We start from the raw sequence: 15,546 nt of genomic DNA, 5'->3' as shown, positions 1-15,546 counted from the left end.
ATGGATTTCGGTTCGATCAATCCCGTCGTCCTGATCGCCTCGCTGATGGTGGCGGCGACGCCCATCCTGCTGGCGGCCATCGGCGAACTGGTGGTGGAGAAGGCGGGCGTCCTGAACCTCGGTGTCGAGGGGATGATGATCGTCGGCGCCGTCTCGGGCTTCGCCGCGGCGGTGACGACCGGCAGCCCGATCCTGGGGATGCTGGCGGCCATCGTCGCGGGCGCCGCGGTGTCGCTGATCTTCGCGCTGCTGACGCAGGTCTTGATGGCCAATCAGGTCGCCTCGGGTCTGGCGCTCACGCTCTTCGGGCTGGGCTTCTCGGCGCTGCTGGGGCAGAGCTATGTCGGCATCGTCCCGCCCCGGACCGAGAAGCTGAATTTCGGCTTTCTCAGCGACCTGCCGGTGGTCGGGCGCATCCTCTTCGGCCATGACATCCTGGTCTATGTCTCGCTCTTCCTGGTGGCGGCGGTCTGGTACTGGCTGAACTACACCCGCGGCGGGCGCGTCCTGCGCGCGGTGGGCGAGAACCACGACAGCGCCCATGCGCTGGGCTACAAGGTCAAGCGCGTGCGCATCCTCGCCATCCTGTTCGGCGGCGCCTGCGCGGGGCTGGGCGGCGCCTATCTGAGCCTGGTGCGGGTGCCGCAATGGACCGAGGGCATGACCGCCGGCGCCGGCTGGATTGCCCTGGCTTTGGTCGTTTTTGCATCATGGAAACCCTGGCGTGTGCTGGCCGGTGCCTATCTTTTCGGCGGAATCATGGTGTTGCAGCTTAATCTGCAAGCCGCGGGCTACCGAATTCCGGTCGAGTATCTTGCCATGAGCCCCTACATCATCACCATCCTTGTGCTGGTCGTGATGTCCTCGAATCGGACACGCAGAACCCTTGCCGCCCCCGGCTCGCTGGGACGGTCCTTCCACGCCGCCGGATAAGCGGTTGACTATGCGGGCGTCCCCGTCCGCCAACACGGAGAGTAGAGTATGAAACGCAGAGAACTCCTCGCGACCTCGGCCGCGGCGCTGGGTCTGGCCGCGACGCTGGGCTCGAAGGCGCGCGCCCAGACGCCCCTCAAGGTCGGTTTCGTCTATATCGGCCCGCCCGGCGACTTCGGCTGGACCTATGCCCACGACCAGGCCCGCCTGACCGCGCAGGAGCATTTCGGCGATGCGGTCGAGACCTTCTACGTCGACAACGTGCCCGAAGGCCCCGATGCCGAGCGGATCATGACGCAGATGGCGCTGTCGGGCGCAAACATGATCTTCGCGACCTCGTTCGGCTATGGCCCCTCGCTCAATGCCGTGGCGCAGCGCTTCCCGAACATCGCCTTCGAACACGCGACCGGCTACCTGCAGGAAGCGCCGAACGTCTCGCTCTACAACGCGCGCTTCTACGAGGGCCGCGCGGTCATCGGCACCATCGCCGGGCGCATGACCCAGACCAACAAGATCGGCTACATCGCCTCGTTCCCGATCCCCGAAGTCATCATGGGCATCAACGCCGCCTATATCCACGCCAAGAAGGTGAATCCCGACATCACGCTGAGCGTCGTCTGGGCCTATTCCTGGTTCGACCCGGCGCAGGAAGCCGCCGCCGCCGAGGCGCTGATCGAGCAGGGCTGCGACATCCTGATGCAGCACACCGACTCGACCGCGCCGCTCAGCGTGGCCCAGCAGCGCGGCGCGCTGGCCTTCGGCCAGGCCTCGGACATGACGCAATTTGCCCCCGACGTGCACCTGACCGCGATCATCGACAACTGGGCGCCCTATTACGTCAAGCGCATCCAGGAGAAGCTGGACGGCACCTGGGCCGCCGACAACGTCTGGAGCGGCATCCCCGAGGACGAAGTGACCTTCGCCCCCTTCAACGACCGCATCCCGGCCGAGGTGCAGGACGAAGCCAACGCGCTGATCGAGTCGATCCGTGACGGCAGCTACCACCCCTTCACCGGCCCGCTGAACCGGCAGGACGGCTCGGCCTGGCTGGCCGAGGGCGAAGTCGCCGATGATGGCACGCTGCTGGGGATGAACTTCTATGTCGAGGGCATCTCGGGCGACATCCCGAACTGAGGCCGCCCCCGAGACCCGAGAGCCCCCGAAACCTGTTTCGGGGGCTTTCCCATGCCCTGCCCCGGCGGCGCCTTGCCTGCGGGCGGGCGCTGCTGATGGTGTTCCACTTATCGGATGTCGGGCCGCGCGAGGCCCCGACCCGGCTCCGCAAGGGCTCGCACCGGGTGATCGCCCGCGCGCTGCTCCTGCGGGACGAAGCAGGACTGAGCCTGCGGGAGCTGTCGGGGGATAGCTTTGCCTCGAGCGCAGAGCGCCCTGAGACGCTGGCGACCGGGGCGGCGGTGACAGTCTATCTGGGCCACAAGTTCCCGTTCATGCCGCGCAACGGCATGAGGGGCGCGAGCCGCGCTTCATGGCGCAACCGGCGCTGCTGCCGACCGGAGGCTTTGACCCGGCCAAGCCTCCCTCGCCGGTGCCGATCGCCATCCGACGGGCCTGCGGGCTGGGCGTCTGAAAGACCAACCCCCCCGCCGCCGGAGGCGGGGTCAGCCCAGCGTGATCCCCATAATCACCGCCATCAGCCCCAGGACCGAGACGAAGAGCGCCGCCATGTTCCAGACCACGCCGCGCTGCAGCGCCTTGCGCATCGCCGCATCCTCCAGCCCCGCCCGGCGCACCTTCAGCGCATAGACCACGCAGGCGAAAAGCCCGATCACCCCGGCCAGTGTGACGGCGGCGCCGCCCCAGATCAACAGATCGCCCGTGTTCATGATGTCTCCTGTCGTTGCGGCCCTCTACCCCGCCCGAACCCGCCGGGCAAGCGCCTTGCTCGACGCGCGCCGCCGCGCTAGGGACGGGGTCTGAGACCCGGACACAGAAGAGGCCGATCATGAGCAGCACCGATTCCGCCTATGACGTCACCGCCGACGAGCTGCGCTCGTTCGTGGAGCGTTACGAACATCTCGAGGCCGAGAAGAAGGACATCACCGACCAGCAGAAGGAAGTGATGGCCGAAGCCAAGGGCCGTGGCTATGACACCAAGGCGCTGAAGACGATCATCGCCCTGCGCAAGAAAAAGCCCGACGAGATCGCCGAGGAAGAAGCGGTGCTCGACCTCTACAAGGCCGCGCTCGGCATGCAATGAGCGGGCGCCCGTAGGATGGGCAATAGTGCCCATCCTACCAGACGTCACGGCTCCAGCAGCGTGACCCCCGGCAGGGCGGCGATCAGATCCAGATCTTCGTCGTAGAGATCGGTGAGCGCATCGACCGTCTCTTCGGTCCAGCCGGGCGGCAGCGGGTCGCCCTCCAGCGCCTCGGGCTTGACGAAGCGCGCCAGCAGCGCCGCCAGCATCCGCCGCCGCGCCGCATCGTCCACCGGCGGGTTCTGTTCGAACCAGCGGCGCATGGCGGCGTGGCCGGCGGGCGTCACCAGCCGGTGATACCAGGCCAGCCAGCCCGCCAGATCCATCCCCGGCGCATGGCCCGAGACCGCGCGCAGCACCTCGGGCCACAGAAGCGGCGTATCCTCGTCGGCCCAGACCGTCAGGCTGACGCCCGGCGCGGCCTCCAGGATCTGCGCCACCGTGGCCGACCAGCGGATGCTCGCCAGCGCCGCGTCCTCGATCTGTTTCTGCACCGCGCCCGTCTCGTCCGCGGCCAGCAGCGCCGGCAGGAAGGTCGCGGGGTTGCGCAGGCACAGGAACAGCTCCAGCCGCGCTTCGGGGAAAAGGTGGCGCAGCATCTGCACCCGCTCCCCCGCCGCGTGGTAAAGCTGCCCGGCGTTCAGCGCCCATTTCGAGATCGCCAGGAAATTGTCGGACGAGAACACCACCCGGCGGACATTGTCCTCATCGAGGATCCCGTCGAGCAGCGCTTCCTGGGTCTGGGCATTGGTCTCGTGCCCGCGCATGTCGAAGGCCAGCTGCCGCAGCTGCTGGCGATAGCGGCCGGGTCCGGGGACGGCGATCCCCTGGGCCAGCAGCGGCCCGCGGTTGCGCATCAGGCAGCGCACCAGATGGTCCTGGTCGGTCAGATGCGCGCCGAGGTGAAGGGCGATTTCCATGGCCGCGATCTAGCCCGCGCAGGGTCCGGCTGGCAAGGCCGATCCCGGGAATGGCGCCGCGGCGAAAAGCCCGTGCGGGCAAGCCCTTCCCGCGTTCAGGCGCTTGTCCGGCCCGGGGAATGCCGCTATCACGGCGCTGCGCCGGTGTAGCTCAGTTGGTAGAGCAACGCTCTTGTAAAGCGAAGGTCGGGGGTTCGAGTCCCTCCACCGGCACCAGGTCCGAGGGACCGCAGGAGCCTGTCGCCGCATCCGGGCGCGCGGCCTCACCCTGCCCCCCTTGATATGGGGACAAGAAAAATCCCTTCAAGAATTGATCGGCAGGCGCCTTTTCCCCTTGAATGACGGCCTCAGCCAGGGAGAGGCCCGATGCCCCCAGTCCCCGCCGATAACGGCCCCTTCTATCACGGCACCCGCGCCGATCTGCGGATCGGCGATCTGCTGGTCGCGGGGAACCCGTCGAATTACCGCCCCTCGATCCGCATGAACCATGTCTATTTCACCGCCCTGCCCGCCCCGGCGGCGCTGGCCGCGGCGCTCGCCCCGGGAGAGGCGCGCGAGCGGGTCTATATCGTCACCCCGACCGGCCCGTTCGAGGACGACCCGAACGTCACCGACCAGAAATTCCCCGGCAATCCGACGCGCTCCTACCGCAGCGCCGCCCCGCTCAGAATCGTCGGCGAGCTGGAGGGCTGGACCCGGCTCACCCCGGAGGAACGCGCCGCCTGGCGCGCCCGGATCGCCGCGATCACCGGCGATATCATCAACTGACCCCGGCGGCCCCCGGCACGCCACCCGCCCTGCACCGGCGCCGATAGCCGCATCTCCCGCCCCTTTTGCCGCGCAATTGACCGCATCCCGCCCCCCTTGCGCCGCCTTCCCGGGGCATGCGAATGTCGGACCACCCGCAGGCTGGCTTGCGCACAGGAACGCCCTTGATGGATCACATGAAAGATACCCGGCCGCTGCTGGTCGTGGATCTGGACGGAACGCTGGTGCGCTCGGACATGCTGTACGAGAGTTTCTGGTCCGCCTTTTCGCGCGACTGGCGCACGCCGCTGGCCGCGCTGGCGGCCTTGGCGCGGGGCAAGGCGGCGTTGAAGGCGCGGCTGGCGACGCTGGGCGCCCCCGATCCCGCCACCCTGCCCTATTCGGCCGAGGTCCTGGACGAGATCGCCCGCTGGCGCGCTGACGGCGGCCGGGTGGCGCTGGTGACGGCGGCGGACCAATCCATCGCCCATGCCATCGCCAGCCATCTGGGCGTCTTCGACGAGGTGCATGGCTCGGACGGCACCACCAACCTCAAGGGCGAGGCGAAAGCGGCGCTGCTGCGTGCCGAATATGGCAAGGGCGGCTATGTCTACGCTGGCGACAGCACCGCCGATCTGCCGGTCTGGCGCGATGCGGCGGGGGCGGTCACCGTGGGCGTGCCCGCCGCGCTGCGCGCCCGGGTCGAGGACCTGCACCGCGAGGCCCGCCACCTCGCGCCGCCGCGCTCGCTGCTGCCGGCGGCGCTCAGGGCCATGCGGCCGCATCAATGGTTCAAGAACGCGCTGATCTTCTTTCCGATGATCGCCGCGCATGATTTCAACGCGGACGCGCTGCTGCCCAGCCTTCTGGCGGTGGTGGCCTTCAGCCTCGTCGCCTCGTCGGTCTATCTGCTGAACGACCTGCTCGACATCGCCTCGGACCGGGCCCATCCGCGCAAACGGCTGCGGCCGCTGGCCTCGGGCGCGCTGCCGCTCAGAAGCGGGATGCTGATGGTGCCCGCGCTGCTGCTGGCCGGGATCGGCGTGGCGATCTTCCTGCCGCCGCTCTTCCTGCTGGTGCTGGGGGGATATTACATCCTGACCGTCGCCTATTCGCTCTGGCTCAAGCGCCAGCCGATCATCGACATCGCGCTCCTGGCCAGCCTCTATACGATGCGGGTCATCGCCGGGGGCGCGGCCTCGGGCATCGACCTGTCGGTCTGGCTGCTGGCCTTCTCGGCGTTCCTGTTCTTCGCTCTGGCCGCGGTCAAGCGGCAGGCCGAACTCGTGGATATGGCGCAGCGCAACGTGACCGCGGCGGCCGGGCGCGGCTACCGGGTCAGCGATCTGGCGGTGGTGACGCAGATGGCCACCGCCTCGGGCTTCGTCGCGGTGCTGGTGCTGATGCTCTATCTCAACGAGCCCGAGGTGCTGATGCTTTACCACCACCCGCTGCTGCTCTGGGCCGCGTGCCTGGTGCTGCTTTACTGGGTGTCGCGCATGGTGCTGGTGGCGAGCCGCGGCCGGATGCACGACGACCCCACCGTCTTTGCCGCCCGCGACCCGGCGAGCCTGGTCAGCGTGGCGATCATCGGCGCGCTGTTCATCGGCGCGAAGGTTCTCTGATGGTCAGCGGATGGACCCTGCTCTGGCGCTACAGCCTGTTTGCCGTGCTGGCGACGGCGGCCAATCTGGGCGCGCAGCGGCTGGTGCTGACGGGCGGCGACCGGCCGGGCCGCTACCTGATCGCGGTGCTGGCGGGCACGGCGGTGGGGCTGGTGGTCAAGTATGTCCTCGACAAGCGCTGGATCTTCGGCGACGACGAGACGGGGCTGAAGGCGCATGGCCGCAAGTTCACCCTCTACACGATCATGGGCGGCGTCACGACGGCGCTGTTCTGGGGCGCCGAGACCGGCTTCTGGCTGTGGTTCGGCACGCATGAGGCGCGCGAGATCGGCGCGCTTCTGGGGCTGATGGTGGGCTATGTGGTGAAATACCAACTCGACCGGCGCATCACCTTCGCGCCCCGCGCGGGGGATCTGTGATGCAGCTGTCAGGCTGGGGCCGTTATCCGCGCACCGAGGGCAGGCTCAGCACCCCCCGCACCGAGGTCGAGCTTGCGGCGCTGCTGACCGGCGGCGCCATCACGCCGCGCGGCATGGGCCGGGCCTATGGCGATCCGGCGATCGGCGCGCATGCGGTCTCGACCCGGCACCTCGACCGGATGCTGGCCTTTGACGCCGCGACCGGTCAGCTGGTGGCCGAAGCGGGCGTGACGCTGGGCGCGATCATCAAGGCCTTCCTGCCGCTGGGCTGGTTCCCCTCGGTCACGCCCGGGACGCAATTCGTCTCGCTCGGCGGCGCCATCGCCGCTGATGTCCATGGCAAGAACCACCATGCCGAGGGCTCGTTCGGCGCCTTCGTCGACTGGATCGACTTGATGGGACCGGAGGGCCAGGTCAGCCGCTGCTCACGGACCGAGAATGCCGACCTCTTCCACTGGACGCTGGGCGGCATGGGGCTCAGCGGCTTCATCCTGCGCGCCGCCATCCGGCTGAAGCGGGTGGAAAGCGGCTGGATCCGCCAGACGACGCTGGCCGCGCCCCATCTGGAGGCGGCGCTGGAGGCGTTCGAGGCCACCTATAGCGCCACCTATTCCATGGCCTGGATCGACTGCGCGGCCACTGGCGCGCGGATGGGCCGGTCCATCGTCATGAACGGCGAACACGCCCGGCTTGCGGACCTGCCGCCCGCCAAACGCGCGCAACCCTTTGCCGCGCGCGGGCATCTGAGCCCCCGGGTGCCCTTCGATTTCCCGGGCTTCGTGCTGAACCCCTGGACCATCCGCGCCTTCAACGAGCTCTATTACCTCATGGGCAAGCGCGGCGCCGGACCCTCGCTCACCGGCTGGGAGCCGTTCTTCTACCCGCTCGACGCGATCCGCGACTGGAACCGGATCTATGGCCGCCGCGGCTTCATCCAATTCCAATGCGTGGTGCCGCTGGAGACGAAGGCCGAGGGCCTGCGCGCCATCCTCGACGCCATCACCCGCAGCGGGGCGGGCTCGTTCCTGGCGGTGCTGAAACGCTTCGGCCCGCAGGAGAGCGCCCTCTCCTTCCCGATGGAGGGCTATACCCTGGCCCTCGATTTCCCCGTCACACACCGGAGCCTCGATCTGATGCCCGACCTCGACCGCATCACCGCCGATTTCGGCGGCCGCTTCTACCTCGCCAAGGACAGCCGGATCTCGGCCGAGACGCTGCGCCGGACGGACCCCCGCTGGCAGGCCTTCGTCGAAATGCGCCGTGAGACGGGCCTCGCGCAGGCCTTCACCTCGGCCCAGGCGTCGAGGTTGGGGCTGTGAGCGGCGTAGCCCTGATCCTGGGCGCGACGTCGGACATCGCCCGCGCCTGCGCCCATCGCTACGGGGCCGAGGGCTACACGCTGCAACTGGCCGGCCGCGACCCCGAGGCGCTGGAGGCCGACGCACAGGACCTGCGCCTGCGCCACCGGGTCAAGGTCAGCACCCACCGTTTCGACGTGCTGGAAACGGCCGGCTTCGCGCCCTTCGTCGACGCCCTGCCCGCGCTGCCCGATACGGTGATCTGCGCCGTGGGCTTCATGGGCACCCAGGGCACCAGCGAAAAGGACCCGCAAGCCGCGGCCCTGGTCATGCGCTCGAATTACGAGGGGCCGGCGCTGATCCTCGGCCTGCTGGCCGACCGGATGGCGCTGCGCGGGCATGGCGTGCTGATCGGCATCTCCTCGGTGGCGGGCGACCGGGGCCGGGCCTCGAACTACGTCTATGGCTCGGCCAAGGCGGGGTTCACGGCCTTCCTCAGCGGGCTCAGGAACCGCTTCCACGGCACCGACCTGCATGTCATCACCGTGAAACCGGGCTTCGTCGCCACAAGGATGACCGAGGGCATGGACCTCAACCCGCGCCTCACCGCCCTGCCCGAGCAGGTGGCCGAGGCGATCTGGCAGGCCGAGAAACACCGCCGCGACGTGATCTATGTGAAACCCGTCTGGCGGCTGGTCATGCAGATCATCACCGCCCTGCCCGAGATCCTGTTCAAGCGCACGCGGCTTTAGCCTCGGCAGGCCCCGCCCACCGGGCGGCAAGGCTGTCCGGTAAAGACGGAATCGCGTGGCCCTTTTGCCGCCTCTCCGCACCGGACAGGTGGCCCCGGCAATTTATCGCAAATTGCCGGGACGCCGCGCCGCCTTGGTCGCGTCGCGTTCACCGCGGGGTAAGTTCCTGCGGGCAGGCTGCTCGGCACGCAGTTCCTGATCGTCAGCGCCGAAAGCGAAACGCCCCGGGGCGCGGTTGCTTTCGCTTTGCGGCCGCCCGGTTTCGTTGCGACTTTCTGCGTTGCGGCATCGGCAAGGCGCCGCCGATCCCGGACGGGCCTGTGGATAGATTTGTTGCCGCTTCACGCAAAGGTGGGTAAGCCAGAAGGCATGACGAGGGACAGAATGGAACCGCGTGCCGCAAAGGCGCGCCTCTTCGCGAGTGCGGGACAGATCACGCTTGCCGCCACCGGTCTGGGGGCTCTGGCGCTGATCGCGGTCGGCGCTCAGGCGTTGTGGCATGCCGAACCCGCCCGCCCGGGTTCGGTCGCAGTGGCCTCGCTGGGGCCATCGCTGGGTCTGGACCACCGGCAAGGCACCGGGGGTGAGGGGCCGCGCATCTGGCTCTCCTCGCTGTCCAGCACGGGCGAGAGCCCCTTTGCCGCGCCAGATTACGCGCTGGACCCGGTGCTGCCGCGCCGTCAGCCCGGCGCTTCCCGGCCGCATGCGGCGGTGGCCAGCGCCCCGGTCGAGGCCACTCCGGCGCCCGCCGAGGCGGCAACGGCCCCTGGACCCCGGGCCGAACCCCACCCGGTGCCGCAGATCGCCACCCGTGAAGGCCCGCCGCGGGTGAGCCCGCCCCGGCGCCCTGCCCCGGTTGCCACCGCCGCAGTGGCGCCCGAGGCTCCTGCCGCCACGCCCGAGGCTCCCGCCGATCCGCAGGCCCTGGCCGCCCTGCACGCGCCGACCCGCTCGCTGCTGCCGCGCCCGCGCCCTGCACTTGCCGCCCCGGCGGCCGAGGAACCGGCGCCCGAGCAATCGCCCTCGCTCTTCGCCGCGATCGGCGAGGCAACCGGCCTGATCCGCTCGCGCACGCCGCAACCCCGGCCGGAAACGGTCACACGCCTCGCCTCGCTCGATCTGGGCCGCACCACCACCGATACGCCGCGGGCCGCCCCCGCCGTGCTGGAAATCCCGGCCCTGACCCGGGGCGCCCGCAGCGCCAGCTGCGACGCCGACCTGACCCGCGCCATCCCCCGCCGCAGCCGCGGCGCCGGCGACGGCAGCGCCGTGATCGGCCGGTTGAGCAATGCCGGCGGCCGCGAGCGTGACAACGCGATCATTTCCGAGGTTCTGGCCGGTAACGTCCCGGATTTCCTGCGCGATCTGGTGCCGGTGACCTTCGCGGGCAACGGCATGACCATCACCATCTGCGTGACGCCCGATTACCTTTCCGTCGGCTCGGACCGCGATTTCGTCCGCGTGCCGCTGGGCCTTCCCGCCGCCATGCAGGTGGCCGAGCGCTTCGACATGGTGCTGCCCACGACCCGCATGGTCGACGCGATCTATCAGCAGGCCAATGTCCATCTGAGCCCGGCGCCGATGGATCCGACCTCGGCCATGTCCTCGACCAATTACTTCCTGCGTCACAACGCGACCGTTCAGGGGCAGATGCGCCAGTCGGGCGCCCGGCTGGGGCAGCTGGTGTCCGGGCACAAGAAGGACCTCGTGCTGACCAACCGACTGCAGGCCAATCCGGGGCGCGTGGCGATCTATGGCTGGCACCAGCGCAATGGGCGGGCCATCCAGCCGCTGAGCACGGTGCACGGCGCGCAATACGCCGATTACAGCCACGGCATCCGGCTGGTCTCGCGCCGGGCCTATGTCAACGGGCGGGCGGTGGATCTGCGCGACCTGCTGTCGGACAGCCGCATGGCGGGGCTGGTGTCATCCGAAGGCACGATCAGCAACCGCCAGCTTCTGGCGCTCGCCGATTAAGCGAAAGGGGCCCGCGGGCCCCTTTTGTCAGTCCTCATCAAACTCTTCCGGCGGCGGCGGTTCAAGCAGCGTCTCGAACCGCCGCTTCTGCTTGGCCGACCACGAGACGGTCAGCAGCAGCCCCGTCTCCACCGTCTCCTCGCCCTGCACGATCCCCTCGGCATAGGCCCAGGCGCGGGCCTTGCCCTCGCCATGGCCGATCTCGACCACCTCGACCCGGCGCTCGTCCCCCAGCGACCTGCCCATCGCCGCGACCAGCTCGGGCAGGCCCTGCCCGGTCAACGCCGAGACCGCGATCACCTCGTCGCGCCGCGCGGCGGTGTTGAGGCGGGCGTCGTCCGGGGGCAGGAGGTCGATCTTGTTCCAGACCTCCAGCCGCGAGACATCCTTGCCGACGCCCAGCTCGCGCAGGATCGTCTCTACATCCTCGGCCTGCGCCTCGGTCTCGGGATGGGCGATGTCGCGGACATGGAGGATCAGATCGGCCTCCAGCACCTCTTCCAGCGTGGCGCGGAAGGCGGCGACCAGCTGGGTCGGCAATTCGCTGATGAAACCCACGGTGTCGGACAGGATCACCGACAGCCCGCCCGGCAGCACCACCGCCCGCATCGTCGGGTCGAGCGTGGCGAAGAGCATGTCCTTGGCCAGCACCTCGGCGCCGGTCAGGTGGTTGAAAAGCGTGGATTTCCCGGCGTTGGTATAGCCCACCAGCGCCACGATCGGATAGGGCGTGCGCCGCCGCGCCGCCCGGTGCAGCGCGCGGGTCTTCACCACCTTCTCCAGCTGGCGCCGGAGGCGGATCATCTGCTCGTCGATGGCGCGGCGGTCAGCCTCGATCTGCGTCTCGCCGGGGCCACCGACGAAGCCGAGGCCGCCGCGCTGCCGCTCAAGGTGGGTCCAGGCCCGCACCAGCCGGGTCCGCTGATAGCTGAGCGCCGCCAGTTCCACCTGCAACACACCCTCTCGGGTGCGGGCCCGGTCGGCGAAGATCTCGAGGATCAGGCCGGTCCGGTCCAGAAGCTTGACGCCCCATTCCTTTTCGAGATTGCGCTGCTGCACCGGGCTCACCGGCCCGTCGATCAGCACCAGCTCGACTTCCTCGGCCTCGAAGCGCTCTTTCAGCTCCTGCACCTTGCCCGAGCCGAACAACATGCCGGGATGGGCGCGCGGCAGCCGCACGACCATGCCCCCCGCAACCTCGATCCCCGGCAGGGCCAGCGCCAGCGACAGCCCCTCGGACAGCAAGGCCTCGGCCGAGCGCGAGGCGTCGTTGCCGCGGATGTCCGGGTGCAGGACAAACGCCTTCTGGCGGCGCCCGCCGCCGGCCCCGCCCAGGTCTTTGACGTCAATGGTCACGATTCTGTCCGGCGCTCGCCGTCAGTCCTCGCCGTTGTAAAGCGAGATGGGCTGACCCGGCATGATGGTCGAAATGGCATGCTTGTAGACCAATTGGCTCTGGCCCTCACGGCGCAGCAGCACACAGAAATTGTCGAACCAGGTGATTACCCCCAGCAATTTCACACCATTGATGAGGAAAATCGTCACCGGAACCTTGTTCTTGCGAACATGATTGAGAAAGGCGTCCTGTAAATTCTGTTTGTCTACGGCCATTGTCTTGCCTTCTTGTTATCGGCCCACGCAGCGGTTCTGGCTGTCGCAGTCTCCCCCTGGGGCGCGAGTATGGCTGCGGAACCGGCGAGATTCCAGCCCGAAAAGTCGCCTTTTCAGCGTATTACGCGGAGATTTCCGCACAGCCCCTGTGCCGGGGCCCGCCTGGACCTCAGTTTCTGCGCGAACGGTCGAGGATTGCCGCCAGCAGAACCAGAATTTCCAACCTTCCGAGAATCATTGCAAGCGCCAAAACGACCCGCGCCGGATCCCCCAGCAGCACCCAATAAAGCGGCAGGTCGCCCGCCACCTGCACCAATTGCCCGGTATTGGTCAGGGCGCTCACGCCAAAGATCATCGCCGTTTCCAGCGTCATGCCGCTGAAAAGCAGCAGCGCCACCACCACGACCGAGGTCAGCGCGAAGACCATGGCGAACAGCCAGGCCGAACGGGCGGCGGTGGTGGCGAGGAAGCGGTCATGTTCATTGCCGCCGATGACCATCGAGGGATAGATCATCCGCATCAGTTCGAACCGGCTGAGGCGCGCGAGGGAATAGAGCCGCAGAAGCTTGATGCCCCCCGCGGTGGTCGCCACCCCGCCCCCCAGCAGCGCCACCGACATCAGCACGAGGCCCGGCGGCGTCAGCCCCGACCAGGCCCGTGCGGTGATCCAGTCCTGATTGACGAAGCCGGTGGTGGTCAGGAACGACAGCGAGGTGAAGGCCGCGCCCCAGGCGGCGCGCCCCATGGCGGGCAGGTTCTCGCCCTCGCGCGCCTCGAAGGCCCCGGCCCAGTGCCGGGCCACGACGAAAAGCGTCACCAGCCCGACCAGCGCCACGGCGGTGAGGATCTCGGGGTCGCGGTAAAGCGGCCGGGGGCGCGAGCCATGGCCGGGCAGGAAGCGGCGGCTGAGCGCGAGGCATAGGAAGGCGAAGATCGCCATCTCGGCCGGCAATCCGATGGAGCCCAGCGTCTCCCGGGCCAGCACCCCCGAGGTAGAGAGCGTCGCCATGGACTGCATCAGCGCCTCGAACCCCGAGACGCCCACCAGCGTCAGGATCAGCCAGAGTGCCAGCGTCAGCCCGGAATAGGCGGGCAGCAGCAGCAGCGTATGCGCCCTGAGCCGGATGCCGGGCCCGGTCGTCGACCCGGCCCGGGGCAGCGTCGGCGGGGTGCGCCGGATCATCTCGTAACCGCCCAGCCGCAGGGGCGCCAGGAGCGCGGTGGCCGCGGCCAGGATGAAAAGCCCGCCCAGCCAGCCCGCCATGCCCCGCCACAGATGCACCGCCTCGGGCACCCGGCGCGGCAGGTCGATCAGCGAGGCGCCGGTGGTGGTGAAGGCCGAGATCATCTCGAACCAGGCATCGGCGAAGCGCATCGCGGGCAGCGCCTCGGCCAGGGGAAGCGCCATGACGGCGGGCAGCAGCAGATAGATCGCCGCCAGCAGCGGAAACGGTCCCGCGGGCATGCCGCGCCGGGTCTGGCCCGCCATGGCAATGGCCACCAGGCTGGCGATCAGCAGGCTGAGGACCGACCAGTACAGGAACACCCGCGCCAGCGAGGCCTGCCCGTCCATCGCCGCCTTGCCCGCGGGCACCAGCATCAGCGCCCCGGCCAGCGCGATCAGCGCGACGAGCGGCGGCACCCGGGTCAGGCGCAGCGGCATCTCAGAAATACTCCACCGCCACCTGCAACAGGCGCTCGATCACCGGCACGTCGTTTCTGAGCGCGAAGATGACCAGCAGATCGCCCTCGGCCAGTTCGGTGGAGCCGGTCGGCTTGACGAATTCGCCCTGTTTCTTGACCGCGCCGACCAGCGCCCCCTCGGGGAAGCCGATCTGGCCGATGGTCCGCCCGGCCAGCGGCGAGGTCGACAGCACCTGCGCCTCGATCACCTCGGCCTCGCCGTCGCCGATGGTATAGATGGAGCGCACGCGGCCGAGGCGCACGTGACGCAGGATCGAGGACACGGTGGTGGCGCGCGGGTTGATATGCGCGTCGATGCCCAGATGGTCCATCATCGGCACCAGCGAGGGGTCGTTGACCAGCGCGATGGTCATCTTGCAGCCCATGGCCTTGGCACGGACGCAGGCCAGGAGGTTGGTCTTGTCGTCGTCGGTCACGGCCAGAAGGGCGTCGGCGGAATCGATGGCGGCCTCGTTCAGCAATTCGCTGTCCATGCCGTCGCCATGCAGGACGATGGTCCGTTCCAGCGCATCGGCCGCGGTCTCGGCCCGGGTCCGGTCACGCTCGATCACCTTGACCCGGACCCGCTCGCGCTGAGATTCCAGCGCGCGCGCCACGCCAAGCCCCACATTTCCGGCGCCGATGATGACGATCTTTTCCTGCTTCGCCAGGGGCTTGCCGAAGATGGCCAGCGTCCGCGCCAGATCCGAGCTTTCCGAGACGACATAGATCTGGTCGCCCTCGAACAGCTGGTCGCCGGGCTCGGGCGCAAAAAGCTTGCCGCCGCGGCGCACGCCGACAACCAGCGCCCTGAGCGAGGAGAAAAGCTCGGTCAGCTGCCTGAGCGGCGTGTTCAGTACCGGGCAATCCTCGTCCAGCGCGATCCCGGCCAGCCGGACCGAACCATCGAGGAAATCCTGCACGTCGAAGGTCGAGGGCGCCGCGAAACGGCGCAGTGCCGCACGCGAGACCTCGCGTTCGGGGTTGATGACCACGTCGATGGGCAGATGGTCGCGGCGGAACAGGTCGGAATAGACCGGGTCGAGATAGGTTTGGGCCCGAAGCCGCGCGATCTTGCGGGTGACGTTGAACACCGAATGCGCCACCTGACAGGTGACCATGTTCACCTCGTCGGAATGCGTGGCGGCGATGATCATGTCGGCCTCGCGCGCGCCGGCTTGCTCCAGCACGTCGGGATGCGAGGCGAAACCCACCACGCCCTGAACCTCCAGTGTGTCGGTCGCGCGCCTGACCAGGGCCGCGTTGTTGTCGACGATCGAGACGTCGTTGGCCTCGCCCGCCAGTTGCCGGGCGATCTGCCACCCGACCTGACCCGCGCCGCAGATGATGATCTTCATCGCCC

The 15,546-nt window shown here is 68.8% G+C and carries 15 protein-coding genes and 1 tRNA gene; 10 read left to right on the top strand and 6 right to left on the bottom strand.

Going from position 1 to position 15,546, the window contains the following annotated elements:
- The gene (locus DDE23_RS06750; protein WP_107750326.1) at positions 1-933 is read left to right on the top strand and encodes an ABC transporter permease; all 933 of its coding nucleotides are present in this window, start codon (positions 1-3) and stop codon (positions 931-933) included.
- A gap of 48 nt (positions 934-981) precedes the next feature.
- The gene (locus DDE23_RS06745) at positions 982-2,067 is read left to right on the top strand and encodes a BMP family ABC transporter substrate-binding protein (protein WP_107750328.1); all 1,086 of its coding nucleotides are present in this window, start codon (positions 982-984) and stop codon (positions 2,065-2,067) included.
- 485 nt (positions 2,068-2,552) lie between these two features.
- On the opposite strand, the gene DDE23_RS06740 is transcribed toward DDE23_RS06745, so the two are convergent.
- Complete coding sequence (locus DDE23_RS06740; protein ID WP_107750330.1) at positions 2,553-2,777, bottom strand: hypothetical protein; 225 nt, start codon at positions 2,775-2,777, stop codon at positions 2,553-2,555.
- A gap of 119 nt (positions 2,778-2,896) precedes the next feature.
- On the opposite strand from DDE23_RS06740, the gene DDE23_RS06735 reads away from it, so the two are divergent.
- Positions 2,897-3,151 carry a DUF2312 domain-containing protein gene (locus tag DDE23_RS06735; protein ID WP_107750331.1) on the top strand — a complete coding sequence of 85 codons (255 nt, stop codon included), beginning with the start codon at positions 2,897-2,899 and terminating at the stop codon, positions 3,149-3,151.
- Between the two features lie 44 nt (positions 3,152-3,195).
- Here the strand turns inward: DDE23_RS06735 and DDE23_RS06730 are convergent, their stop codons facing one another.
- Positions 3,196-4,071 (bottom strand): hypothetical protein, encoded by an 876-nt coding sequence (locus DDE23_RS06730; RefSeq protein ID WP_107750333.1) that lies wholly within the window; start codon positions 4,069-4,071, stop codon positions 3,196-3,198.
- Between the two features lie 140 nt (positions 4,072-4,211).
- Between DDE23_RS06730 and DDE23_RS06725 the strand changes: the two genes are divergently transcribed.
- From DDE23_RS06725 to DDE23_RS06695, 7 genes are all read left to right on the top strand, one after another.
- Positions 4,212-4,287: transfer RNA gene (locus DDE23_RS06725), tRNA-Thr, on the top strand.
- A 150-nt stretch (positions 4,288-4,437) separates the two neighbouring features.
- Complete coding sequence (gene arr, locus DDE23_RS06720; RefSeq protein ID WP_107750335.1) at positions 4,438-4,839, top strand: NAD(+)--rifampin ADP-ribosyltransferase; 402 nt, start codon at positions 4,438-4,440, stop codon at positions 4,837-4,839.
- Positions 4,840-5,006: 167 nt separating this feature from the next.
- A complete protein-coding gene (locus DDE23_RS06715; RefSeq protein ID WP_107750337.1) occupies positions 5,007-6,443 on the top strand; it encodes a UbiA family prenyltransferase in 1,437 nt (478 codons plus the stop codon).
- Positions 6,443-6,862, top strand: a complete 420-nt coding sequence (locus DDE23_RS06710; protein ID WP_107750340.1) for a GtrA family protein — start codon at positions 6,443-6,445, stop codon at positions 6,860-6,862. The genes DDE23_RS06715 and DDE23_RS06710 overlap by 1 nt, the downstream gene beginning before the upstream one ends.
- Positions 6,862-8,181: an FAD-binding oxidoreductase gene (locus DDE23_RS06705; RefSeq protein ID WP_107750342.1), complete on the top strand. Its 1,320-nt coding sequence runs from the start codon at positions 6,862-6,864 to the stop codon at positions 8,179-8,181. The genes DDE23_RS06710 and DDE23_RS06705 overlap by 1 nt, the downstream gene beginning before the upstream one ends.
- A complete protein-coding gene (locus DDE23_RS06700) occupies positions 8,178-8,912 on the top strand; it encodes an SDR family oxidoreductase (protein WP_107750344.1) in 735 nt (244 codons plus the stop codon). The genes DDE23_RS06705 and DDE23_RS06700 overlap by 4 nt, the downstream gene beginning before the upstream one ends.
- Positions 8,913-9,296: 384 nt before the next feature.
- Positions 9,297-10,889, top strand: coding sequence for a hypothetical protein (locus tag DDE23_RS06695; protein WP_107750346.1), 1,593 nt, complete (start codon positions 9,297-9,299; stop codon positions 10,887-10,889).
- A 27-nt stretch (positions 10,890-10,916) separates the two neighbouring features.
- Here DDE23_RS06695 and hflX read toward each other — a convergent pair whose 3' ends face one another.
- The 4 genes from hflX to trkA form a co-directional block, all read right to left on the bottom strand.
- Positions 10,917-12,245 carry a GTPase HflX gene (hflX, locus tag DDE23_RS06690; RefSeq protein ID WP_238149916.1) on the bottom strand — a complete coding sequence of 443 codons (1,329 nt, stop codon included), beginning with the start codon at positions 12,243-12,245 and terminating at the stop codon, positions 10,917-10,919.
- Positions 12,246-12,266: 21 nt separating this feature from the next.
- Positions 12,267-12,500 (bottom strand): RNA chaperone Hfq, encoded by a 234-nt coding sequence (gene hfq, locus DDE23_RS06685; RefSeq protein WP_107750348.1) that lies wholly within the window; start codon positions 12,498-12,500, stop codon positions 12,267-12,269.
- 169 nt (positions 12,501-12,669) lie between these two features.
- The gene (locus tag DDE23_RS06680) at positions 12,670-14,163 is read right to left on the bottom strand and encodes a potassium transporter TrkG (RefSeq protein WP_107750350.1); all 1,494 of its coding nucleotides are present in this window, start codon (positions 14,161-14,163) and stop codon (positions 12,670-12,672) included.
- A gap of 1 nt (position 14,164) precedes the next feature.
- Entirely contained in the window at positions 14,165-15,541 is a 1,377-nt protein-coding gene (gene trkA, locus DDE23_RS06675; RefSeq protein ID WP_107750352.1) for a Trk system potassium transporter TrkA, read from the bottom strand.
- Positions 15,542-15,546: the final 5 nt, after the last annotated feature.

Source organism: Pararhodobacter aggregans (assembly GCF_003075525.1).
Lineage (GTDB): Bacteria > Pseudomonadota > Alphaproteobacteria > Rhodobacterales > Rhodobacteraceae > Pararhodobacter > Pararhodobacter aggregans.
Note: the sequence above shows the minus strand (reverse complement) of the source record. Positions and strands in the feature narration are given on the sequence as shown.